This window comes from Acidovorax sp. SUPP3334, assembly GCF_030159055.1.
Lineage (GTDB): Bacteria > Pseudomonadota > Gammaproteobacteria > Burkholderiales > Burkholderiaceae_C > Paracidovorax.
The window spans coordinates 1-21,651 of the sequence record NZ_BQXQ01000028.1 but is presented as its reverse complement, the minus strand read 5'-3'; the positions used below and the strand labels follow the sequence as shown (position 1 = coordinate 21,651).

Genomic DNA, 21,651 nt, shown 5'->3' with positions numbered 1-21,651 from the left:
CCGGTGCGCCGCGGCCGATCGCTCAATCGGCGATGTCGAAGGTCACGCCCTGCGCCAGTGGCAGGGCGGTGGAATAGTTGATGGTGTTGGTCGCGCGGCGCATGTAGGCCTTCCAGCTGTCCGAGCCCGCCTCGCGCCCGCCGCCGGTTTCCTTCTCGCCACCGAAAGCCCCGCCGATCTCGGCGCCGCTCGGGCCGATGTTCACGTTGGCAATGCCGCAGTCCGAACCTGCCACCGACATGAACTGCTCCGCCTCGCGCACGTTCAGCGTGAAGATGGACGACGACAGGCCCGCGCCCACCGCGTTGTTCATGGCGATCGCCTCGTCCAGCGTGCCGTAGCGCACCACGTACAGAATGGGTGCGAAGGTCTCGTGCAGTGCCGGGCCTTCGTGCTTTTGCAGCTCCACCAGCGCGGGGCGCACGTAATACGCCTCGCTGCCCGCAATGCCTTGCACCCGCTCGCCCCCATGCACCTGGGCGCCCAGCGCGCGGCATTGCTCCAGCGCTTTTTGCATGCCATCGAAGGCCGGCCGGTCGATCAGCGGGCCCACCAGGGTGCCCGGCGTGCGCGGGTCGCCCACCTGTACGCTGGCATACACCTTGGCCAGCTGGGGCACGAACTGGTCGTAGATGCTTTCGTGCATGAACAGCCGGCGCAGCGTGGTGCAGCGCTGGCCCGCCGTGCCCATGGCTGCGAAGGCGATGCCGCGCAGGGCCAGTTTCAGGTCCGCCGTGGGCGCCACGATGGCCGCGTTGTTACCGCCCAGCTCCAGAATGCCGCGCGCAAAGCGCGCCGCCAGGCGCGGGGCCACCGCGCGGCCCATGGCCGTGGACCCGGTGGCCGACAGCACCGGCACGCGGGCGTCATCCACCAGCACCTCGCCCAGGTCGCGCTGGCCCACGATCAGCTCCAGCAACCCCTCGGGTGCATCGGCGCCGAAGCGGGCGATGGCGCGCTGGGCGATCGCATGCGTGGCCAGCGCCGTGAGCGGGGTTTTCTCCGACGGCTTCCATACCACCGGATCGCCGCACACCAGGGCCAGGGCCGCGTTCCACGACCACACCGCCACCGGAAAATTGAACGCCGAGATCACGCCGCAAACTCCCAGCGGGTGCCACGTTTCCATCATGCGGTGGCCGGGGCGCTCGGTGGCGATCGTCAAGCCGTACAGCTGGCGCGACAGGCCCACGGCGAAGTCGCAGATGTCGATCATCTCCTGCACCTCACCCAGCCCTTCGGACGGCACCTTGCCCGCCTCGATGGTCACCAGCAGGCCCAGGTCGGCCTTGGCCGCGCGCAGCTCTTCGCCCAGCAGGCGCACCAGCTCGCCCCGGCGTGGCGCCGGCACGTTGCGCCACACCTGGAACGCCGCATGCGCCCGCCCGATGGCCGCCGTGGCGTCGGCCGCGCTGTGCTGCGGCACCGCGCCGATGGCCTCGCCCGTGATCGGCGAGCGCACCGGCAGGCTGCCGCCCGCGTAGGCCGAGCGCGGCACGCCCAGGCGCTGCAGCAGTTGTTCGACCCCGGCCGCGACCGGGGCGGCAGGGTGGGCGGGCGTGGCGGGAGAGGGGCTGGCAGCGTTGGAAGACATGGCAGGGCTCGCAGTCGAAAACGAACGATGGGGGGATGCGCCAATATCCGCCAATCCCCCGGCCCTGCATAGCAAAAAATTGGAACGACTTGATGCCAAAATGGAATCAAACTGCAAATGGGTAAAAACCCTCGCCCTACTTGAATCTGCGCTGGCGGCCAGCGGCATTTTTGCAGTCATTCCCCCGGCGCATGACCATTGGCCGTGCCGCTCTTGCCACCGTCACAACCCGCTCACCCGTCACTGCCACACCACCACCATGCTGCGCCGCGCCTTTCTCCCCTCCATGGCCGATCTGCTGGCCTTCGAAGCCGCCGCCCGCCACCGCAGCGTCTCGCGCGCGGCCGAAGAACTGCACCTGACCCAAAGCGCCGTCTCGCGCCAGATCCGCCAGCTGGAGGCGCAACTGGGCACCGCCCTGTTCCACCGCGTGCGCCAGCGCGTGGTGCTCACCGACGCCGGCCGCGTCTATGCCGCCGACCTGCAGGGCGTGCTGCAGCAACTGTCGGCCATCACGCAAAAAGCCATGGCCTTCAGCAGCACCGACGACCTGCTCAACCTGGCCGTGCTGCCCACCCTGGGCACCCGCTGGCTCATCCCGCGCCTGGGCGGCTTCATGGCGCTGCACCCGGACGTGACGGTCAATTTTGCGGCGCGGTCCGAGCCGTTCGACTTTGCCGGCACCCCGTTCGACGCCGCGATTCATTTCGGCACACCCCACTGGGCCGGCGCGGTGTGCGAATACCTCATGCATGAAGAAGTCGTGCCCGTATGCAGCCCGGGCTACCGAAGCCAGCACGGCATCCACACCCCGCAAGACCTGGCGCGCGTGGTGCTGCTGCAGCAGAGCACCCGGCCCACGCAGTGGTCGGAATGGTTCGAGCGGGTGGGCGCCCCGACCAGCCTTGCGCTGCGCGGCCCACGGCACGAGCAGTTCGCCATGATCGCGCAGGCAGCGGTGTCGGGGCTGGGGGCGGCGCTGCTGCCCCGGTTCTTGATCGAGCCGGAGCTGGCGGCAGGGAGCCTGGTGGAGCTGTCGGATACGGTGCTGACCAGTGGCGATGCGTATTACCTGGTGTATCCGGAGACGCGGGCGGAAGCGCCTTTGGTGAAGGCGTTCAGGGATTGGGTGGTGGGGGAGAGTGGGGGCGTAAAAGGGAAAAGGTAGATGGCGAGCAGGCTGCTTGCATGATCCGCGCCATTGCCGACACGCCCGCCGGCTTTATAAAAATGATTATTGATCCGGCAATAATAATCTTGAATTTTTTGAATGAGCCATCATGTATGGATGATGAAAGCAACCGACATGAGATCGCTGTCGCGCGAAGCGCGGCATGAAAGACGCGTGCAAGTGATTCGCCTGCGCAAGGCGGGTCGCACGTACGACGAAATTGCGGCGCAGACGGGCCTGAGCCGCACCGGCGTGTTCGACATCGTCAAGCGCCACGAAGCCACCGGCGCCCGTGCGCTGCAGGGCGCGCCCGGTGGCCGCAAGCTGGGCGAAGGGCGACGGCTGGACGCGGCCCAGGAGGCGGCGGTGCGCAAGCTGATCACCGACAAGACGCCCGATCAGCTGAAGATGTCGTACGCGCTGTGGACTCGTGCGGCGGTGGGCGAACTCATCGAGCAGCGCTTTGGCGTTCGGCTGCCGGTGCGCACGATGGGGTTGTACTTGGCGCGCTGGGGCTTCAGGCCGCAAAAGCCCATGAAGAAGGCCTACGAGCAGTCGCCCGCGGCGGTGAAAAAGTGGCTTGAAGAGGAATACCCTGTGATCGCCGCGTGCGCCAAGGTCGAGGGCGCCGATATCCATTGGGGCGACGAGATGCCCAGCTACAGCCCGCAGCTCAACCCGAACGAGATGGCCAACGCCGACCTCAAGCAGGCCGTCACGAAGCTCGCCCCGGCGCGCACGAAGTTGCAGTTGGTCAAGGCCACCGCGAGGCATTTGCGCAGCGTTCAGCGAAAGCCTGAACGCATCAAGAGCTACTTTGAACACGAACCGGTCCGGTATGCCGCCTGATTCAAGTTTATTCATGCCGGATCAATATTATTGATCCGGCATGAATTACTCATAAGTCAGTAACTTAGAGAACACTCTCTTGCGCAGTGCGGCGATCGGTGCTTTCATTGACGGCATGAAACGAGACGGACGCACCCTGGCCCACAATGTGTTGGAAGAAATGCGCATGCTGGCCGTACAGCGCATGCGCGAAGGAGAGTCGTCAGCAGCGGTGGCTCCAATATGCCGATCCGCAACTGGCTCCTACATGCCGATCACGGACTGGCTCCTATATGGCGGTCGGTGACAGCAGCCGGCTGTCGGTGGGATGGGCGATGGCCTTGGGCATGACGGTCGTGTCCACGATCACACTGTCCACGCTGGAGGCACGCACGACGCCACCGCGCCGGGCGGCCTCGATGCTGGCCGCCAGCAGCGTCTGCACGCCTTCCTCTCCAACGCGCTTTCTCCAGCGCGTCAGGCTGGACGGGTCGATGGGCGCCTCGGTCTGCAGGTAGGTCTCGCCACACAAGAACTGCCAGTACGGGTTCTCCACCCAGGTGTTCACCACTGCCTCGTCAGAGGCATCGAAGGCGTGCTGCAGGTACAGCAGCCCAGCCACCAGCCGCGGCGGCAACGCGGGTCGGCCTCGTGCGGACGTGAAAGAAGCTGCGAAGGTGCGCTCGATCTCGGCCCAGTCGATCAGTGCGGCCAGCTTGACCAGCGGGTGACGCATGTTGATCAACTCGTCCAACCTTGGACGGAACAACTCGGCCGTTTGCGGCTGCGAAGGCTTCGGACCCATGGAATCTCCGGAGGAATTTGCAAGAAAACAGGTATTGGCAAAACCATACCTTGCAAAGGCTGCGGCCATCAACCCCAAGAACTGCAAGCAGGATCAACGACTTGCGAGTTGTTCAGGACGGACTCAAGAGTGCGCCCGTCGGCTCCGTTGCCGGTCGATCGAGGCCGCCTAACGTGTGAAGTGGCCTGCGCGGATCTCGTCGCCTCGCGGTGCTAGAGTTTGCACAAAGGAGGCGGTATGAAATCAAAGGGATTTTTCATCGCGGCAGCGCTGCTGTGCAGTTGGACTCTTTCGGCCACGGCTCAGGTGCACCGCTGTTCGGACGCAAAAGGTCACCTCACTTATTCCGACCAGCCGTGCGCTGCGGATCAGGCGGCGGCTCAGCTCGAACAGCGAAAGCCCGCAGAAACCGTGCAGCAGGAGCGGGCTGAGGCCGCTCAGGCCCGGCAACGCAATGCGCTGCAGTCCACAGAACCACCCGTGCCAGGCGTGAGTTCTCGCTCGGGTACTGCAATGGCGCCCATTACTGTGGCGCAAAACCGCCCCGATTGCCGTGCGGCGCAGAAGGAGCTGGAGTTCGTGTCCAGCATTCGCACCTTGTCTGACACCGAGAAACGGTCACGCATGAATGGGGCCATCAGCGGTGTCAATGCGGCTTGCGGAACGAACACGCCACTCCTTCAAGAACCGCCGCCCCGCGTGGTCCGGCAGATCGTGATCACCCGTTGTGAAGACAAGTTCTGCTATGACGAACAAGGCGCGGCGTATGGGCGCAATGGGTCCAATGTTCTAGCGGCGCCCGACGGTCAGATGTGCACCGGCGTGGGCAAAACCTGGACGTGCCAGTGAGGGTGTTCTACTCCCTCGCATAGAGGGCAGCTGAAGGATTCAGCGCTGTGGAGTGACAGCTCACCGCACAAAAAATGCAGCCCGCACGAGGCGGGCTGAAACTTGCGCAAGAGCAAGAAAGGGAGGTGTCGACAGGGAGTGTCGGCAGCGCAATCTTAGGCGCGTATGGCAAGCCCTTCGTCCCGCTGAGCGGAAAGTGGCGCATTGATGACAATGCCAGCCACGCCCCATCCTTCAGCACCTTTGATGCGGATGAAAGGGTTCGCTCTCGCCTCCCTTTCCCTTATGAAAGTTGCCGGGCCGGCACGTCCGCATGGCTCAGTTGCACCCTTGCTTCATCCGCTTGCTGCCACTGCAAGAATGGCGTCTTCTCTGCCAGGTCGGCCAGTGACTCCGGCATGCAGACTTGGCGCAGGTCTGCCATTTTTCCGATCGGTTCTTCCCACATGGTCATCTCCGTCTAACGGTTTGCGAGATACGAGCGAACGGCCTGCGCCGAATTGCCCACGGCCTTCACGGCGGCGCGCAACTCTTCTTCGGTGCAGTTCAGGGACCGCATCCAGTCGCGGATTTCGTAGTCTTCGGAGAGGCTTATGAGCCTGCGGTCTTCGGCGGTTTTCGTGGCGTCGTCCGGCATCGTTTAGCTCCTGGTTAAACTGCGAGCGCCCATGCTAGGACCGGCGTGCGGGACGACTGCGTAGGACGATTGCGGCAGGACCGCCGGTGACTCAATGCCACACGGTGCCCGCGCGCTTCATGGCCTGCGCTGCGGCGTCAACTGGATGGTGGCGATGCCTTGCGGCGCAGGTGGAGTCAGCCAATGGATCCACACACCACGAAGCCATGCGCCCATGTAAAGCACGCTGACGGCGAAGATGCCCCACTGGCCCGCCTTCCAGCTGGCATAGAACCAGAAGGGCTGGCCGAGCAGGCCGAAGACGCAGGCCCAGCGGCGCCGCTCTTCGTGGCGCGACTGTGAAAGCCAGGCCGCAGCAGCCCCCAGCAGCGCGATGGCGATTTGATCGAGGCCCATGGGCAGGACGGCGTCTGTCAAAAGCTCGGGCAGCAACGGCGATTCACCCGGCAAGGTGCACGTCGAAATACGCGCCCTCGGCCTCGCCCAAACCCTGAAAGGCTGCCTGGCGCGCGGTGGTGCTGGCCTTGCCCCAGTGCCGCAGCAGCGCAAGGTCTGCGGGGGCAACGACTTCGGGCGGCGACTCTTCCAGACTGCGCAAGGTGTCCAGTGCCGCTGCGACCTGGGCCGCGGAGCCGAACGCTTTGTCCAGGGCCTTGGCATAACGCCGTTCCGCTCCGGAGCGCTCGCGCTCGGGCAGGGCTTCGGGGTAATCGCGCAGGGTGACGGTGTAGGTGAGTTCTTCCGTTTCCATGGGGTGCTCCGTTGGTTGATGCTGTATGAATTTACAGTATTTTTGGGCGATGTCCATCCGGTTTTTTGTCTCCAGGCTTCGAAAGCACTGGTCCTACACCCATGGCGCAAAGCTGCGCCTAGGCTGACAGCTTCCTTTTCAGGAGCGAAAAAATGGCACATGACAAATTGACGCCCGAGCGGGATCGCCAGCGCGACCAGGGCCATTTCAAGCTGTACGGCATGCGTGATGACTCCCGTGGCAGCGGTGTGGTGGACGGGGAAAACCAGGGTGATGGCGGCAGCGCGCGGCGCTTCGGCTCTGGTGGGGATGAATCCAGTTATGCCAACCGGGCTGCGGAAGATCCCCTTCATGAACATCCCACCGGGCCGATTGCAGCAGTCGATGCCTCGGGTTCTGCGCGGGGCCTCGGCCTGGATTACGGTGGCGAGGCCCACAAGGAGCCCAGGCTGTCGTCCCGCCAAGGCGCCGAAGTGATTGGCGAGCTGGAAGACCGAGCGAAGACGAAATAGTCTTCAGGCTTGGCGCGGCCCAAGAACACGCTCGCTCGCTGTCCTCGCGCTCGTGGAGAAACTTGCCCGCGCATCCGTTGTGCATCCGTTTCGCCGCCTTGGAATGCCCTGGAACTGGTGAGCGATCCCCCGCAGTTTTCAACCTTTCAATTCAACCAGAGGTCTTTCGATGCAAGCATCTTCTGTTCCCGTTCCCAACCCTGCGAACCCGCAACTGCCTCCGGATACGCCGCCGCAGCCTGGGTGGTTGCCCTTGCCTCCGGTTGAAGAGCCTCCGCCAGGCGAGGGGGATCGTCCGGTGCAGGAACCGCCTCCGCACCATTGAGTGAATATTCTTCATCAACCAAATAGGCCGCCACCGCAGCATCCATGGCATTTTTTGCTATTAAAAATATAGCAAATTGTTTTATGCCCCGTGCCGGGTCGGGGCGTCAGGGACGGTGTTCCATCACCAGTGCATACATGGCCTGGGCCGCCATCGACAGGCTGCGGTCTCTTCGTCGCACGAGGTAGATCTGTCGCGTCAGGCCCGGTAGCGACAAAGGCCGCGTCACCAAGTCCGGCTGGTCGAAGTGAAAGAAGGTGAGCGGCCGCCAGGGCGGGGTGATGAAGCGCTGCGCCGCCACCGATACCTGCCCGAAGTTCTTCCTTGGCCTGTCGGGCACCGAGTTCTGGCAGCTGCAGGGTTCGCCGGTGCTGACCGATGCCAACGGCCAGCGCGACATCGCACAGCCCGCCAATGCGCGCATCTACTACTACGCCAGCACCCAGCACGGCGGCGCGGGCGGCACCGAGAGCATCAGCTACGCACCCACGCGCAACCTCTACCCTGCCGGCACGGTGGTGCATTTCACCGACACTTTCCGCGCACTTTTCATCGCGCTGGAGGACTGGGTGGTGCGCGGCACCGAACCGCCAGCCAGCCAGGTGCCCAAGGTGGCCGATGGCACGCTCGTGCCCCCCGCCAAGCTGGTGTACCCGGCCATGCGGGGCCTGACCTGGAATGTGGGCGGCACGCCGACCGCGATCCCGGCTTTCAACTACCTCGCGCGCTACAACGGCTTCTCGCTGCTCGACTTCGGGCCGCAATATATCCCGCAGGATGAAGCCGGCATCGCCACCCTGCAGCCGCCGCGCGCCGTGGGCCGCGACTACGCCATCCTGGTGCCGCAGGTGGACCCGGCCAAGGGCCTGGCCCGCGCCGGGATTCAGAGCGTCGAGGCGCGCGCCCCGCTGGGCACGAGCATCGAGTTCAACTACGTGGCCACGCCGGGCATCACCGATCTGTCGAACCTCACGGGCAGCTTCATTCCCTTTCACAAGACGCGTGCAGCGCGTTTGGCGGCGGGCGATGCGCGGCCCTCGCTGGAGGATCTGTACGGCACGCAGGCCGGCTATGTGGCGGCAGTCACCCAGGCCGCGGACTCGCTGGTGGCGGGGCGCCTGCTGCTGCGCCGCGATGCGGATGTGCTGGTGGCGAAGGCCAAAGCGTCTGCGGTGCTTCCCTGACGGATGAAGGGCAGAGGGACGCTGCGGCGAAGGCTTGGATCGAAAAGTGCCACTGCCGCAATATTCATTGGTTGAGTAGCTATTAATTTGATAGCAATCGGCTTTCGGTGATGCCGTGGCTGGTGGTGCCGAGGGCACAGCCCAGCGCCCCGACGGTACGCAAAGCGTCATCGAAACGCGCTGCCGCCGGGTGGCCGTAGTTGATGCGCACGCAGTGCGAAAAGCGACGATCGGTCGAGAACACCTGGCCTGGTGCCAGGCTGATGCCCTGGCCTTGCGCCGCCCGGTGCAGGGCCAGCGCATCCACCGGGGGCGGCAGTTCCACCCACAGAAAATATCCGCCCTCGGGCCGCGACACGCGCGTGCCGGGCGGAAAGTGCTGCGCGATCAACGCGAGTGCGCGCGCCTGCTGCTGCGCCAGCGTGCCGCGCAGCTGGCGCAAGTGCCGGTCGTAGCCGCCCTGGTCCAGGTATTCCGACAGCGCCTGCTGCGATGGCGTGGCGGTCGAGAGCGTGGTCATCAGTTTCAGGCGCTGCACCGCGCCCGCAAAGCGGCCTGCGGCCATCCAGCCCACGCGGTAGCCGGGCGCCAGGCATTTGCTGAACGAACTGCAATGCAGGACCAGGCCTTCGGTATCGAACGCCTTGGCGGGCGGCGGCCGGCGCGGGGCGAAATGCAGTTCGCCGTACACGTCGTCTTCGATCAACGGGACGCGGTGGCGGGCGAGCAGCGCCACCAGCGCTTGCTTGCGCTCCGCGGGCATGGTGCTGCCCAGCGGATTCTGGAAGGTGGGCATCAGCCAGCAGGCCTTCACCGGGTGCGTGCCCAGCGCGCGCTCCAGGGCGGCCAGATCGATGCCTTCGCGCGGGTGCGTGGTGATTTCCACGGCACGCAGGCGCAACCGCTCCAGCGCCTGCAGCGCCGCATAGAAGGTGGGCGACTCCAGCACCACGATGTCACCCGGCTGCGTGATGGCCTCCAGGCACAGGTTGAGCGCTTCCATCGCGCCGTTGGTGGTCACGATCTCGGCAGCGTCCACCGCCATGCCGTGCAGGCCGTAGCGCAGGGCGATCTGCTGGCGCAGCCGCTCGTCGCCCGGCGCCAGGCTTTGCACGATGGCGGCCGGGTCCAGTCGCCGCATGCCGCTGGACAGGCAGCGCGCCAGCCGCGCCAGCGGAAAAAGCTCGGGCCCGGGAAAGGCCGATCCCAGCGGCACGAGGTGCGGGTCACGCGCCGAACCCAGCACTTCGAACACCAAATTGCTGATCTCCACCCCGTGGGAGCCATCGCGCGGCGCCGAGGGCTGCGGTTCGGCCGGGACGCGTTCCGTGGCGGACGGCTGCCGATGGCTCACGTAATAGCCCGAGCGCGGCCGGGCATGGACCAGGCCCTGGGCTTCCAGCAGGTCATAGGCCGCGAACACGGTCGAAGGACTGATGCCGCGGGTCCGGCTGGTTTCCCGCACCGACGGCATGCGGTCGCCGGCGCGCAAGGCGCCGCTGTGGATCAGTTGGGCCAGGGCGTCGGCGTGGCGTTCGTAGCGTTTCATGGTGGGGCAGGGCGGCAATCCAGGGGTTGTGGGCTCGAAGTCCTGCCAAGCGGTGGTGCTCCTTGAAGGGCTCCGGGTCGGCAGCATGCAACTGATCCGTATTTTTGCGGGCAAACTGAATCTGTACTGTTTTAAGGCGTGTGCGTAGAGTCTTGCCATGGCACCAAAAAACAAAATTCGCGGCCTGGCCCCGTTGAGAGGCATCGCACGCTCAGCCTTGCGCCACGGTCTGCCAGCCGCGCTGTTGGCCATGGTTATAACCATGGCCGCACCATCCGCCGCTGCAGCGCCCGCCGACGCGCGGTTGCCCGGCGAACTGCCGAATGCCGGGTTGGGCGATCGCGTTCTGGCGTGCACGGCCTGCCACGGCAGGGAAGGGCGGGCCACGCAAGAGGGCTACTTTCCGCGCATCGCCGGCAAGCCTGCGGGCTATCTCTATCACCAACTGCTCAATTTCCGCGATGGCCGCCGCAGCTATCCGCAGATGTCGTACCTGCTCGAGCACATGACTGACGACTACCTGCGCGAGATCGCCGCGCATTTCGCCATGCTGGACCTGCCGTATCCGCCACCGCTTGCGCCCAAGGCGTCGCCTTCCGCGCTGGAGCGAGGCCGGGCCCTGGTGCGGGAGGGCGACCCGGCACGGGGCATTCCGGCCTGCGTGCAATGCCACGGCGCAGCCATGACGGGCGTTGCTCCTTCCATTCCGGGTCTGCTGGGCCTGCCACGCGATTACCTCAACAGCCAGATCGGTGCCTGGCAGACCGGGCAGCGGCGCGCGCAGGCCCCCGACTGCATGGCCCATGTGGCGCGGCAACTCACGCCGCAAGACGTGAGCGCAGTCAACGCATGGCTGTCGTCGCAGCCGGTGCAGGGCACGGCCAAGCCCGCCACCGCGCTGCCTGCCGGGCTGCCGATGGCCTGCGGAGGCGTGACCGATATGGCCGCTCCCCGCAAGCCTGCCGCCGCAGCGAATGCAGGAGTCTCACGATGAGCCGCCTTTTGAAAGCGTTGGCGGTACTGGTGCTGCTGGCCGCCGCGGCCTGTGCAGCGGTGGTGTTTCTCAATCTGCGCGACGAGGCGCCTTTGCCGCCGCAGGACAGTCCTCTGGCCCAGGGCACGGCGCAGGTGGTACGGCGGGGGGAATATCTGGCCCGCGCCGGCAACTGCATGTCCTGCCACACGGCGCAGGGCGGGGCGCCCTTTGCCGGTGGCCGCGGCGTGGAAACGCCCTTCGGCGTGGTGTTTGCCAGCAACCTGACGCCCGATGTCTCCACAGGGATCGGCCAGTGGACTGCAGCGGAGTTCTGGCGCGCCATGCACAACGGCCGGTCCCGGAACGGGCGCCTGCTTTACCCGGCCTTTCCGTACCCCAACTACACCCATGTCACGCGGGACGATTCCGACGCGATCTACGCCTATCTGCGCAGCCTGCCGCCTGTGCAGCGACCCAATACGCCGCATGCTTTGGCGTTCCCCTTCAGCACGCAGGCGGCGCTGGCGGGCTGGCGCGCGCTCTTCTTTCGGCCGGGTGCGCTGGAACCGGACCCGCAGCAATCGGCCGACTGGAATCGCGGGGCTTATCTGGTGCAGGGGCTGGGCCACTGCGCCGCCTGCCACAGCCCGCGCAATGCTTTCGGTGCAACGAGCGAATCGCGCGCCTTCCGCGGCGGGTTGATCCCGGTGCAGAACTGGTATGCGCCAGCGCTCAACGCCCCCACCGAGGCAGGCGTGGCGGGTTGGACGCAGGATGAAGTGATGGCGCTGCTGCGCACTGGTGTGGCCCCGCGTGGATCGGTCATCGGGCCGATGGCGGAGGTGGTGTTTCGCAGCACGCAATACCTGGACGATGCCGACCTGCGGGCCATTGCGGTCTATCTGCGCGCGCTGCCAGCGCACGAGCGCCAGGCGCCGGTGGCCGAGGCACCTTCTGCGTCCTCCATGGCGCGCGGCGGCACGGTGTATGCCCAGCAGTGCGCGCAATGCCACGGCGAGAAGGGCGATGGCCGGGCCGGCGCCTTTCCCCCACTCGCAGGCAATCGCGCGGTCATGATGGAAAACCCGACCAATCTGATCAGGATGGTGCTGCTGGGCGGCTATCCGCCCACCACCGCCGGAAACCCGCGCCCCTTCGGAATGCCGCCGTTTCGGCAGGCCCTGAGCGACGAAGAAGTGGCCTCCGTTTCGACCTATGTGCGCAACACATGGGGCAACCGGGCGGCCGGTGTGGGTACGATGGACGTCTATCGCGCCCGAGAGGGGCGCAGTCCTTGAGCCTTCCCCATCCATCCCATGCAAGAACCGGCTGCTTCTCTCGACACCGCATCCTTTGATGCGACCCAAGGCTGGTGGGTCGTCTGCCTGTGCGCTGGCTGGTGCGGCGTGTGCCGTGACTACCAGGGCGTATTCGACGCGATGGCGAAGGCCCATCCGCAGGCCCGTTTCCTGTGGGTGGACATCGAAGACGAAGAAGACTTGGCCGGCGACCTGGATGTGGAAACGTTTCCCACCCTGCTCATTTCCGACCCTGACAGCGCGCGGTTTCTCGGCCCGTTGCTGCCTCAACCGGGCGTGCTGACCCGGCTGCTGGACAGCCTTTCGTCGCAATCGCCGCCGCCATCGAGCGCGCGTGACCCCCAAGCCCAGGCATTGATGGAGCGGATTCGCGCGGCCCGGCCCTAGCCATCGCACGGCAGCGCTGCTCTCGCCGCCGCAAAGCAGGCAGACCGTGGCGCCAATGCAAATTGCATGCCGCCGCCTTTGCAAAGCAGCGCGCGACAGGCTACAATCCGGGCTTCACGGCCAAACGGGCGGGTACCCACCGCCCGTTTTTTTTGGCCGTTCGCTTTTGGAGCTCGAAGCTGCCCTGGAAGATCCTAGGTGGTTATCGGGTTTTTTGTACTTCTGGATACTGAACAGAACAACACGTGGCATTGCAGCAGATCGTCGAACAAACCGTGACCGGGCTGGGCTATGACCTGGTGGAGATTGAACGCTCCGCCGGTGGCCTGCTGCGCATCACCATCGATTTGCCTTGGCAGGCGCCCGTGGAGGGCGAGCCCGTGCTGCCCGAGCAGTTCATCACCGTCGAAGACTGCGAAAAAGTCACGCGCCAGCTGCAGTTCGCGCTGGAAGTCGATGGCGCGGAGTACAAGCGGCTGGAAGTTTCCTCGCCCGGCATCGATCGGCCACTGCGCCACGAGCAGGACTTCATTCGTTTTGCCGGCCACATGGTCGACCTCACGCTCAAGGCCCCCATCGGCGAAGCCGGGGGCGGGCAGGTCAACGCCAATCGCAAGAAATTCCGAGGCACGCTGGAGCGCACCGAAGCAGGCGGCTGGCAGGTCGTGTGGAGGGAAGAACCGCCCGTGAAGCCCGGGCAGAGAGTGAGTAAAAAACGCGTTCCTGCGCCGCTGCAGGCGATGGGCTTCACGCTGGACGAATTGCGCGATGCGCGCCTTGCGTCCATCGTCGATTTCAAGGGGCGGGGATCGAAAAACGGGCCCGCCCAGGCCTGACACACCGAACAAATGCAAAGGTTGACGCGCTCTGCGCGGGGCCTTCAAGAGATTGAAATAGGAGAGTCGTCGCATGAATCGCGAACTGTTGATGTTGGTTGAAGCCATTTCGCGTGAAAAGAACGTGGAACGCGATGTGGTCTTTGGCGCCGTGGAATTGGCCCTCGCCCAGGCCACGAAGAAGCTGTACCAGGGCGAAGTGGACATCCGTGTCGCCATCGACCGTGACAGCGGCAACTACGAGACTTTCCGCCGCTGGCTCGTCGTGCCCGACGACGCAGGCCTGCAAAATCCCGAAGCCGAAGAACTCCTGATGGATGCCAAGGAGCGCATCGCCGACATCGAGGTGGGCGAGTACATCGAGGAAGGCGTCGACTCCGTGCCGATCGGCCGCATCGGTGCCATGGCCGCCAAGCAGGTCATCCTGCAAAAGATCCGCGACGCCGAGCGCGAGATGCTGCTGAACGACTTCATGTCGCGCGGCGAGAAGATTTTCACCGGCACGGTCAAGCGCATGGACAAGGGCGACATCATCGTCGAGTCGGGCCGTGTGGAAGGCCGCCTGCGCCGCTCCGAAATGATCCCCAAGGAAAACCTGCGCAACGGTGACCGCGTGCGGGCCATGATCATGGAAGTCGACCTCACGCTGCGCGGCGCACCCATCATCCTCTCGCGCTCTGCGCCCGAGTTCATGATCGAGCTGTTCCGCAACGAAGTGCCCGAGATCGAACAGGGCCTGCTGGAAATCAAAAGCTGTGCCCGGGACTCCGGCAGCCGCGCCAAGATCGCGGTGCTGTCGCATGACAAGCGCGTGGACCCCATCGGGACCTGCGTGGGCGTGCGTGGCACCCGTGTCAATGCCGTCACCAACGAACTGGCGGGCGAGCGTGTGGACATCGTGCTGTGGTCTGAAGACCCCGCGCAGTTCGTGATCGGCGCCCTGGCACCGGCCAACGTTTCTTCCATCGTGGTGGACGAAGAAAAACACGCCATGGATGTGGTGGTGGACGAGGAGAACCTCGCCATCGCCATCGGCCGCGGCGGACAGAACGTGCGCCTGGCTTCCGACCTCACGGGTTGGAAAATCAACATCATGGACGCCGCTGAAAGCGCGCAAAAGCAGGCCAACGAGACCGACACGGCCCGCAAGCTGTTCATGGAAAAGCTCGATGTGGACGAAGAAATCGCCAACATCCTGATCGAGGAAGGCTTTGCCAGCCTCGAAGAAGTGGCCTACGTGCCGCTGCAGGAAATGCTGGAGATCGAAAGCTTCGACGAGGAAACCGTGAATGAACTGCGCGCCCGTGCCAAGGATGCGCTGCTCACCATGGAAATTGCCCGAGAGGAAAGCGTGGACGGCGTTTCGCAGAACCTGCGCGATCTCGAGGGCCTAACGCCCGAGTTGATCGGCAAGCTCGCCGAAGGCGGCGTGAACACCCGGGATGATCTGGCCGACTTAGGCCTTGACGAACTGACCGCCCTGACCGGCCAGTCTGAAGAAGAAGCCAAAGCCTTGATCATGAAGGCGCGCGAACATTGGTTCGCGGGGCAAGAGTAGGTCAGGGGAGGTACGAACCAAATATGTCCAGTAATACAGTCGCCGAGTTCGCCAACGAACTCAAGAAATCGCCGGAAACCCTGCTCGACCAGTTGAAGTCTGCCGGAGTGGCCAAGGCCGCCCCGACCGATGCTCTGACCGAGACGGACAAGCAAAAGCTGCTGGCGTTCCTGCAGGCCAGCCACGGCACCGCCTCGGCCGATCGCAAGAAGATCACCTTGACGAAAAAATCCACGAGCGAAATCAAGCAAGCCGATGCCACCGGCAAGGCGCGCACGATCCAGGTGGAAGTGCGCAAGAAGCGCACCTTCATCAAGCGCGACGAAGGGGGCGAGGGCGTCTCCGACGCTGGAGCCGACGAGGCTTCGGAAGCCGCTGACACCGCGATCTCCGCCGAGTCCCAGGACTTGGTGCGCCGCGAGGAAGAAGCGCGCCGCCAGGCCGAGTTGATCGGCCACCAGGAGGCCGAGCTGAACGAAAAGCGCCGCGAACGCGAAGCCCGCGAGCAGCGCGAACGCGAAGCCGAAGAGCGCGCCGCCGCCTACGCTGCCCAGGAGCAAAACCGCAAGGCGCAGGTGCAGGCTGAAAAGCAGGAAGCCTCTCGCGAGCAGGCCGCCGAAGCCGTTGCACGCCAGACGGCGCAGGCCGAAGCCCGCGCCAAGGCCGAAGCTGAATCCAAGGCCCGTGCGGCCGAGGAAACCGCGCGTGCCGCCGACCTGGACGAACGCCGCCGCAAGGCACTGGCCGAAGCCGAAGCGATTCGCGCGATGATGGCTGCGCCCAAGAAGGTGCTCGTGGCCAAGAAGCCGGACGAACCGAAGCCAGCCGCTGCCGCGGTGGCCAAGCCTGCCGGCGATGCCAAGAAGGGCACGCTTCACAAGCCCGTCACTGCGCCAGGTGCACGTGCACCGGCTGCGCCTGTCGGTGGCAACAAGGAAGTCAAGTCCGCCAAGCTGTCGTCCAGCTGGGCCGGCGATCCTGCCAAGAAGAAGGAAATCAAGACGCGCGGCGACAGCAGTGGCGGCGTGGGTCGCAACAACTGGCGCGGTGGCCCCCGTGGACGCCGCAACGAGCGCGACGACCACCACCATCACCAGCAGTCCGCTCCGGTGGAAACCCGCATCATCGAAGTGCACGTGCCGGAGACCATCACGGTGTCCGAACTCGCGCACAAGATGTCGATCAAGGCGTCCGAAGTCATCAAGGCGCTCATGAAGATGGGCCAGATGGTCACCATCAACCAGCCCCTGGACCAGGACACCGCGATGATCGTGGTGGAAGAAATGGGCCACAAGGCCGTCGTGGCGGCGCTGGACGATCCGGAAGCCTTCACCAACGACGACGTGTCGGGTGCACAGGCCGAATCGGTCTGGCGTGCTCCTGTGGTGACCGTCATGGGCCACGTGGACCATGGCAAGACCTCGCTGCTGGATTACATCCGCCGTGCCAAGGTGGCTGCGGGCGAAGCCGGCGGCATCACGCAGCACATCGGCGCCTACCACGTGGAAACGCCGCGCGGCATGATCTCGTTCCTGGATACCCCAGGCCACGAGGCATTCACCGCCATGCGGGCGCGCGGTGCGCAGGCCACCGACATCGTCATCCTCGTGGTGGCGGCGGACGACGGCGTCATGCCCCAGACCAAGGAAGCCATCAAGCACGCGAAAGCGGCTGGTGTGCCGATCGTGGTTGCGATCACCAAGGCCGACAAGCCCGATGCCAACCCCGACCGCGTCAAGCAAGAACTGGTGGCCGAGCAGGTGGTGCCAGAAGAATACGGCGGCGAGTCGCCATTCGTGCCCGTGTCCTCCAAGACCGGCATGGGCATCGACGATCTGCTCGAACAGGTGCTGCTGCAGGCCGAAGTGCTGGAACTGCGCGCTCCGGTCGATGCGATGGCCAAGGGTCTCGTGATCGAAGCCGAACTGGACAAGGGCCGCGGCCCGGTGGCCACGGTGCTGGTGCAGTCCGGTACGCTGAAGGTGGGCGATGTGGTGCTGGCAGGCCAGACCTATGGCCGCGTTCGCGCCATGCTGGACGAAAACGGCAAGGTCGCGAAGTCGGCCGGACCATCGATTCCGGTCGAGATCCAGGGCTTGACGGAAGTGCCGCAGGCCGGCGACGAATTCATGGTGCTGGGCGACGAACGCCGGGCCCGCGAAATCGCCACCTACCGCGCTGGCAAGTTCCGCAACACCAAGCTGGCCAAGCAACAAGCCGCCAAGTTGGAAAATATGTTCGCCGACATGACGGCGGGCGAGGTCAAGTACCTGCCCATCATCGTCAAGGCCGACGTACAGGGTTCCCAGGAAGCGCTGTCGCAGTCGCTGCTCAAGCTGTCCACGGACGAGATCAAGGTCCAGCTCGTGTATGCGGGCGTGGGCGGCATCAGCGAATCCGACATCAACCTGGCGATCGCCTCCAAGGCCATCGTGATCGGTTTCAACGTGCGTGCCGATGCCGGCGCGCGCAAGACTGCCGAAAACAACGGCGTCGATCTGCACTACTACAGCATCATCTATGACGCCGTGGACGAGTTGAAGGTCGCCATGTCCGGCATGCTGGCCCCCGAGCAGCGCGAGGAAGTCATCGGCACGGCCGAGATCCGCACGGTGTTCGTGGCCACGAAGATCGGAACCATCGCGGGTTCGTACATCACCTCGGGCATGGTCCATCGCAACGCACGCTTCCGCCTGCTGCGAGAGAACGTGGTGGTCTACACGGGCGAAGTCGATTCGGTCAAGCGCCTCAAGGACGATGTCAAGGAAGTCAAAGAAGGCTTCGAGTGCGGTATCAAGCTCAAGAACTACAACGACATCAAAGAAGGTGATCAGCTGGAGTTCTTCGACATCAAGGAAATCGCGCGGACGCTGTAAGGCGTGGGCGACACATGGCTGCGAAGAAATCCTCCACTCCCAACCGCGGTTTCAAGGTCGCCGATCAGATCCAGCGCGATCTGACGGAGCTGATCTCGCGCGAATTGAAAGATCCGCGCGTGGGCATGGTGACGCTGCAGGCCGTGGAGGTGACTCCCGACTATGCGCACGCCAAGGTCTTTTTCAGCGTGCTGATCGGTGACCCGGAAGCCACGCAGGTGGCATTGAACCAAGCCGCCGGTTTCCTGCGAAACGGCCTGTTCAAGCGCCTGCACATCCACACGGTGCCGACGCTGCACTTCGTGTACGACCGCACGACCGAACGTGCGGCCGACATGAACGCCTTGATCGCCAAGGCGGTTTCCTCGCGCGCTCAAGAAGACTGAACATGCACATCGACGGGCCGCCCCAGGGAGCGAGTGCCCCCTTGGGGGCCAGCGATTTGCACGCAGCGCCAGCGCCGCGTGGCGCTGACGCGCGCGCGCCTCGCGCGGCCCGCGTCAGGATCCAGCGGCGTCCGGTGCACGGCGTGCTGCTGCTGGACAAGCCCCTGGGTCTGTCGAGCAACGATGCTTTGCAAAAGGCGAAATGGCTGCTGCGCGCGGAAAAGGCAGGCCATACCGGCACCCTCGATCCGCTGGCGACCGGCGTACTGCCGCTGTGCTTCGGCGCGGCGACCAAGTTCAGCCAGTTGCAGCTCGACGCACCCAAGACCTACGAAGCCATGGCCCTGCTGGGCACCACGACCACGACCGGCGATGCCGAAGGCGAGGTGCTGGCGCAGCGCGAGATCGATCCCGCGCAGCTCACTCCCGAGCGCCTGGCCGAAGTGCAAAGACAGTTCACGGGCCCGATCCGCCAAGTACCGCCCATGCACAGCGCCCTGAAGAAGGATGGCAAGGCGCTGTACGAATATGCACGCGCCGGCATCGCCATCGAACGCGAAGCGCGAGACGTCACGATTCATGCATTGAAACTGGCTCTGGCACAAGAAACACTAGGGCAGTTTGCTATCAAAATAATAGTAACCTGCAGCAAGGGCACGTACATTCGCACGCTGGGCGAAGACATCGGTGCCGCTCTCGGTTGCGGCGCGCATCTCACCTTCTTGCGGCGTGTCGATACGGGGGGGCTCGGGGTGGAGCGCTGCGTCACGCTGGCGGCGCTGGAGGCCATGGACGAAAGCGAGCGCATGGCCTGCGTGCACCCGGCCGAGATCCTGCTGGCACAGCATGTGCGTGTCACGCTGGACAGCGAGAATGCCGGGCGGTTTCTGTCCGGCGTGCGCCGCCGCGGCCCCTGGCCGGACGCGCCCGCCGTGGCAGTGTTCGGAGACGACCCCCATGCCCTTTTGGGTGTGGGCCACACCATCGCGGGTGAACTGGTGCCCGACCGGCTCCTCAGCCCTTTGGAAATTCAACAGATTCTGGAAAGCACGCCGCAGGTAGAGCGCGGCATATTGGAAGCACTATGAGCAAACAAATCCGCAACATCGCCATCATCGCGCACGTTGACCACGGCAAAACCACCATGGTGGACCAGCTGCTGCGCCAGTCGGGCACTTTCGCCGACCACGAAAAAGTGGTCGACACCGTGATGGACAACAACGCGATCGAAAAAGAGCGCGGCATCACCATCCTGGCCAAGAACTGCGCCGTGAGCTGGGAAGGCACCCACATCAACATCGTCGATACCCCGGGCCACGCGGACTTCGGCGGTGAAGTGGAGCGCGCGCTGTCCATGGTGGACAGCGTGGTGCTGCTGATCGATGCGCAAGAGGGCCCCATGCCCCAGACGCGTTTCGTGACCAAGAAGGCGCTGGCCCTCGGCCTGCGTCCCATCCTGGTCGTGAACAAGGTGGACAAGCCCGGTGCCAATCCCGACAAGGTCGTGAACGCCGCGTTCGACCTGTTCGACAAGCTGGGCGCCACCGACGAGCAGCTCGACTTCCCCGTGGTGTATGCCTCGGGCATCAACGGCTGGTCGTCGCTGGAAGAGGGCGCGCCTGGCGAGCAGTGGGGCCCCGACATGTCGGCCCTGTTCAACACCATCCTGAAGCACGTTCCACCGAACTCGGGTGATCCGACCGCTCCACTGCAATTGCAGATTTCGGCGCTGGACTTCTCCACCTTCGTCGGCCGCATCGGCGTGGGCCGCATCAGCCAGGGCACGATCAAACCCATGATGGACGTGGTCGTCATGGAAGGCCCCGATGGCAAGGCCGTCAAGGGCCGTGTCAACCAGGTGCTGACGTTCCAGGGCCTGGATCGCATGCAGACGCCGATGGCCGGCCCTGGCGACATCGTGCTGATCAACGGGATCGAGGACATCGGTATCGGCGTGACCGTGACCGACCCGGCCAACCCATCGCCGCTGCCCATGCTCAAGGTGGACGAGCCCACGCTGACCATGAACTTCTGCGTGAACACCAGCCCCCTGGCCGGTCGCGAAGGCAAGTTCGTGACCAGCCGCCAGATCTGGGACCGCCTGCAAAAGGAGCTGCAACACAACGTGGCCCTGCGCGTGAAGGAAACCGACGAAGAAGGCATCTTCGAAGTGATGGGCCGTGGCGAATTGCACCTGACCATCCTCTTGGAAAACATGCGCCGCGAAGGCTATGAGATGGCCGTGTCCAAGCCGCGCGTCGTGTTCCGCGACGTCAACGGCGAAAAGCACGAGCCGATCGAGCTGGTGACTGCCGACATCGAAGAAACCCACCAGGGCGGCGTGATGCAGGCACTGGGCGAACGCAAGGGCGAGCTGGTGAACATGGAGCCGGACGGCCGTGGCCGCGTACGCCTGGAGTACCGCATTCCTGCGCGGGGCCTGATCGGCTTCACGAACGAGTTCCTGAATCTGACGCGTGGCTCTGGCTTGATCAGCAACATCTTCGACAGCTACGAGCCGCACAAGGGTGAGATCGGCGGCCGCAAGAATGGCGTGCTGATTTCCATGGATGACGGTGAAATCTTCACCTACGCCCTGGGCAAGCTGGACGACCGCGGACGCATGTTCGTGAAGGCGAACGATCCGGTGTACGAAGGCATGATCGTCGGCATCCACAGCCGCGACAACGACCTGGTGGTGAACGCCACGCGTACCAAGCAGCTGACCAATTTCCGCGTGTCCGGCAAGGAAGATGCGATCAAGATCACGCCTCCGATCGACCTCACGCTGGAATACGGCGTGGAATTCATCGAGGACGACGAACTGGTCGAGATCACGCCCAAGTCGGTGCGCCTGCGCAAGCGCCACCTGAAGGAAAGCGACCGCAAGCGCGCGGGGCGCTGATCTGGCAGGGGTTTGATGAGCCCCGGCCATTGAAAGAAAGGCACCGCGAGGTGCCTTTTTTTGCGAGACATCACAGCTAGATGTGATGTCTCAATAGGTTGTTCACCCGAATGGGTCTGGGAAACTGGAGTTAACACGCTTCAGAGTCACAGAGGGATCCCACCGGATGAACAGCCATAAGAATGCCAGATTGACATTGGAAG

At 64.6% G+C, this 21,651-nt stretch carries 21 protein-coding genes and 3 pseudogenes; 15 read left to right on the top strand and 9 right to left on the bottom strand.

Annotation, left to right across the window (positions count from 1 at the left end):
• Window positions 1-22 precede the first annotated feature (22 nt).
• Window positions 23-1,594, bottom strand: a complete 1,572-nt coding sequence (gene amaB / locus AVHM3334_RS15915) for an L-piperidine-6-carboxylate dehydrogenase (RefSeq protein WP_284413842.1) — start codon at window positions 1,592-1,594, stop codon at window positions 23-25.
• 259 nt (window positions 1,595-1,853) lie between these two features.
• Between amaB and AVHM3334_RS15910 the strand changes: the two genes are divergently transcribed.
• The 3 genes from AVHM3334_RS15910 to AVHM3334_RS15900 are packed head-to-tail and all read left to right on the top strand — an operon-like array spanning window position 1,854 to window position 3,614.
• A complete protein-coding gene (locus tag AVHM3334_RS15910; protein WP_284413840.1) occupies window positions 1,854-2,762 on the top strand; it encodes a LysR family transcriptional regulator in 909 nt (302 codons plus the stop codon).
• Between the two features lie 20 nt (window positions 2,763-2,782).
• Window positions 2,783-2,932, top strand: coding sequence for a hypothetical protein (locus AVHM3334_RS15905; protein ID WP_284413924.1), 150 nt, complete (start codon window positions 2,783-2,785; stop codon window positions 2,930-2,932).
• Window positions 2,886-3,614, top strand: coding sequence for an IS630 family transposase (locus AVHM3334_RS15900; RefSeq protein ID WP_284413910.1), 729 nt, complete (start codon window positions 2,886-2,888; stop codon window positions 3,612-3,614). The genes AVHM3334_RS15905 and AVHM3334_RS15900 overlap by 47 nt, the downstream gene beginning before the upstream one ends.
• Window positions 3,615-3,900: 286 nt before the next feature.
• On the opposite strand, the pseudogene AVHM3334_RS15895 reads toward AVHM3334_RS15900, so the two are convergent.
• Window positions 3,901-4,398: pseudogene (locus AVHM3334_RS15895) on the bottom strand (transposase); the annotation flags it as partial.
• Window positions 4,399-4,617: 219 nt separating this feature from the next.
• Here AVHM3334_RS15895 and AVHM3334_RS15890 point away from each other — a divergent pair.
• A complete protein-coding gene (locus AVHM3334_RS15890) occupies window positions 4,618-5,247 on the top strand; it encodes a DUF4124 domain-containing protein (RefSeq protein WP_284413838.1) in 630 nt (209 codons plus the stop codon).
• Between the two features lie 283 nt (window positions 5,248-5,530).
• Here the strand turns inward: AVHM3334_RS15890 and AVHM3334_RS15885 are convergent, their stop codons facing one another.
• The 4 genes from AVHM3334_RS15885 to AVHM3334_RS15870 all read right to left on the bottom strand — a co-directional run bounded on the left by AVHM3334_RS15885 (window position 5,531) and on the right by AVHM3334_RS15870 (window position 6,635).
• On the bottom strand, window positions 5,531-5,695 hold the full coding sequence (locus AVHM3334_RS15885; RefSeq protein ID WP_284413837.1) for a hypothetical protein: 165 nt from the start codon (window positions 5,693-5,695) through the stop codon (window positions 5,531-5,533).
• Between the two features lie 12 nt (window positions 5,696-5,707).
• The gene (locus AVHM3334_RS15880) at window positions 5,708-5,884 is read right to left on the bottom strand and encodes a DUF3606 domain-containing protein (RefSeq protein WP_092744968.1); all 177 of its coding nucleotides are present in this window, start codon (window positions 5,882-5,884) and stop codon (window positions 5,708-5,710) included.
• 117 nt (window positions 5,885-6,001) lie between these two features.
• Complete coding sequence (locus AVHM3334_RS15875; protein WP_284413834.1) at window positions 6,002-6,280, bottom strand: hypothetical protein; 279 nt, start codon at window positions 6,278-6,280, stop codon at window positions 6,002-6,004.
• Window positions 6,281-6,323: 43 nt separating this feature from the next.
• Window positions 6,324-6,635, bottom strand: coding sequence for a hypothetical protein (locus tag AVHM3334_RS15870; protein WP_284413833.1), 312 nt, complete (start codon window positions 6,633-6,635; stop codon window positions 6,324-6,326).
• 152 nt (window positions 6,636-6,787) lie between these two features.
• Between AVHM3334_RS15870 and AVHM3334_RS15865 the strand changes: the two genes are divergently transcribed.
• Entirely contained in the window at window positions 6,788-7,147 is a 360-nt protein-coding gene (locus AVHM3334_RS15865) for a hypothetical protein (RefSeq protein ID WP_284413831.1), read from the top strand.
• A gap of 146 nt (window positions 7,148-7,293) precedes the next feature.
• On the opposite strand, the gene AVHM3334_RS15860 is transcribed toward AVHM3334_RS15865, so the two are convergent.
• Window positions 7,294-7,518, bottom strand: coding sequence for a hypothetical protein (locus AVHM3334_RS15860; RefSeq protein ID WP_284413829.1), 225 nt, complete (start codon window positions 7,516-7,518; stop codon window positions 7,294-7,296).
• 60 nt (window positions 7,519-7,578) lie between these two features.
• Window positions 7,579-7,734 (bottom strand): annotated as a pseudogene (locus AVHM3334_RS15855) (LysR substrate-binding domain-containing protein); the annotation flags it as partial.
• On the opposite strand from AVHM3334_RS15855, the pseudogene AVHM3334_RS15850 reads away from it, so the two are divergent.
• A pseudogene (locus AVHM3334_RS15850) lies at window positions 7,727-8,656 on the top strand (alpha/beta hydrolase domain-containing protein); the annotation flags it as partial. The pseudogenes AVHM3334_RS15855 and AVHM3334_RS15850 sit on opposite strands and share 8 nt — an antisense overlap.
• A gap of 82 nt (window positions 8,657-8,738) precedes the next feature.
• Here AVHM3334_RS15850 and AVHM3334_RS15845 read toward each other — a convergent pair.
• Window positions 8,739-10,205, bottom strand: coding sequence for an aminotransferase-like domain-containing protein (locus AVHM3334_RS15845; RefSeq protein WP_284413827.1), 1,467 nt, complete (start codon window positions 10,203-10,205; stop codon window positions 8,739-8,741).
• Between the two features lie 262 nt (window positions 10,206-10,467).
• Here AVHM3334_RS15845 and AVHM3334_RS15840 point away from each other — a divergent pair, with 262 nt between their 5' ends.
• From AVHM3334_RS15840 to typA, 9 genes are all read left to right on the top strand, one after another.
• Window positions 10,468-11,199: a c-type cytochrome gene (locus AVHM3334_RS15840; protein ID WP_284413825.1), complete on the top strand. Its 732-nt coding sequence runs from the start codon at window positions 10,468-10,470 to the stop codon at window positions 11,197-11,199.
• Complete coding sequence (locus AVHM3334_RS15835; protein WP_284413823.1) at window positions 11,196-12,479, top strand: c-type cytochrome; 1,284 nt, start codon at window positions 11,196-11,198, stop codon at window positions 12,477-12,479. Before AVHM3334_RS15840 ends, AVHM3334_RS15835 begins: the two co-directional genes overlap by 4 nt.
• Window positions 12,480-12,497: 18 nt before the next feature.
• Complete coding sequence (locus tag AVHM3334_RS15830; RefSeq protein ID WP_284413821.1) at window positions 12,498-12,887, top strand: thioredoxin family protein; 390 nt, start codon at window positions 12,498-12,500, stop codon at window positions 12,885-12,887.
• Between the two features lie 245 nt (window positions 12,888-13,132).
• Window positions 13,133-13,723 (top strand): ribosome maturation factor RimP, encoded by a 591-nt coding sequence (gene rimP, locus AVHM3334_RS15825; RefSeq protein ID WP_284413819.1) that lies wholly within the window; start codon window positions 13,133-13,135, stop codon window positions 13,721-13,723.
• Window positions 13,724-13,796: 73 nt separating this feature from the next.
• Window positions 13,797-15,281 carry a transcription termination factor NusA gene (gene nusA / locus AVHM3334_RS15820; protein WP_092744978.1) on the top strand — a complete coding sequence of 495 codons (1,485 nt, stop codon included), beginning with the start codon at window positions 13,797-13,799 and terminating at the stop codon, window positions 15,279-15,281.
• Window positions 15,282-15,304: 23 nt separating this feature from the next.
• A complete protein-coding gene (gene infB / locus AVHM3334_RS15815; RefSeq protein WP_284413817.1) occupies window positions 15,305-18,157 on the top strand; it encodes a translation initiation factor IF-2 in 2,853 nt (950 codons plus the stop codon).
• A gap of 14 nt (window positions 18,158-18,171) precedes the next feature.
• Window positions 18,172-18,543 carry a 30S ribosome-binding factor RbfA gene (gene rbfA / locus AVHM3334_RS15810; RefSeq protein WP_284413815.1) on the top strand — a complete coding sequence of 124 codons (372 nt, stop codon included), beginning with the start codon at window positions 18,172-18,174 and terminating at the stop codon, window positions 18,541-18,543.
• 2 nt (window positions 18,544-18,545) lie between these two features.
• The gene (gene truB / locus AVHM3334_RS15805; RefSeq protein WP_284413813.1) at window positions 18,546-19,631 is read left to right on the top strand and encodes a tRNA pseudouridine(55) synthase TruB; all 1,086 of its coding nucleotides are present in this window, start codon (window positions 18,546-18,548) and stop codon (window positions 19,629-19,631) included.
• A complete protein-coding gene (gene typA / locus AVHM3334_RS15800; RefSeq protein WP_284413812.1) occupies window positions 19,628-21,448 on the top strand; it encodes a translational GTPase TypA in 1,821 nt (606 codons plus the stop codon). Before truB ends, typA begins: the two co-directional genes overlap by 4 nt.
• Window positions 21,449-21,651 lie beyond the last annotated feature (203 nt).

Coding starts and splice junctions, on each gene's coding strand:
- AVHM3334_RS15905 (WP_284413924.1), top strand. CDS start 2,783: ATGATCCGCGCCATTGCCGACACGCCCGCCGGCTTTATAAAAATGATT.
- AVHM3334_RS15870 (WP_284413833.1), bottom strand. CDS start 6,635: ATGGAAACGGAAGAACTCACCTACACCGTCACCCTGCGCGATTACCCC.
- rbfA (WP_284413815.1), top strand. CDS start 18,172: ATGGCTGCGAAGAAATCCTCCACTCCCAACCGCGGTTTCAAGGTCGCC.
- AVHM3334_RS15865 (WP_284413831.1), top strand. CDS start 6,788: ATGGCACATGACAAATTGACGCCCGAGCGGGATCGCCAGCGCGACCAG.
- truB (WP_284413813.1), top strand. CDS start 18,546: ATGCACATCGACGGGCCGCCCCAGGGAGCGAGTGCCCCCTTGGGGGCC.
- AVHM3334_RS15835 (WP_284413823.1), top strand. CDS start 11,196: ATGAGCCGCCTTTTGAAAGCGTTGGCGGTACTGGTGCTGCTGGCCGCC.
- infB (WP_284413817.1), top strand. CDS start 15,305: ATGTCCAGTAATACAGTCGCCGAGTTCGCCAACGAACTCAAGAAATCG.
- AVHM3334_RS15830 (WP_284413821.1), top strand. CDS start 12,498: ATGCAAGAACCGGCTGCTTCTCTCGACACCGCATCCTTTGATGCGACC.
- AVHM3334_RS15910 (WP_284413840.1), top strand. CDS start 1,854: ATGCTGCGCCGCGCCTTTCTCCCCTCCATGGCCGATCTGCTGGCCTTC.
- AVHM3334_RS15845 (WP_284413827.1), bottom strand. CDS start 10,205: ATGAAACGCTACGAACGCCACGCCGACGCCCTGGCCCAACTGATCCAC.
- amaB (WP_284413842.1), bottom strand. CDS start 1,594: ATGTCTTCCAACGCTGCCAGCCCCTCTCCCGCCACGCCCGCCCACCCT.
- typA (WP_284413812.1), top strand. CDS start 19,628: ATGAGCAAACAAATCCGCAACATCGCCATCATCGCGCACGTTGACCAC.
- AVHM3334_RS15900 (WP_284413910.1), top strand. CDS start 2,886: ATGAAAGCAACCGACATGAGATCGCTGTCGCGCGAAGCGCGGCATGAA.
- AVHM3334_RS15840 (WP_284413825.1), top strand. CDS start 10,468: ATGGCCGCACCATCCGCCGCTGCAGCGCCCGCCGACGCGCGGTTGCCC.
- AVHM3334_RS15880 (WP_092744968.1), bottom strand. CDS start 5,884: ATGCCGGACGACGCCACGAAAACCGCCGAAGACCGCAGGCTCATAAGC.
- AVHM3334_RS15875 (WP_284413834.1), bottom strand. CDS start 6,280: ATGGGCCTCGATCAAATCGCCATCGCGCTGCTGGGGGCTGCTGCGGCC.
- AVHM3334_RS15860 (WP_284413829.1), bottom strand. CDS start 7,518: ATGGATGCTGCGGTGGCGGCCTATTTGGTTGATGAAGAATATTCACTC.
- AVHM3334_RS15885 (WP_284413837.1), bottom strand. CDS start 5,695: ATGTGGGAAGAACCGATCGGAAAAATGGCAGACCTGCGCCAAGTCTGC.
- nusA (WP_092744978.1), top strand. CDS start 13,797: ATGAATCGCGAACTGTTGATGTTGGTTGAAGCCATTTCGCGTGAAAAG.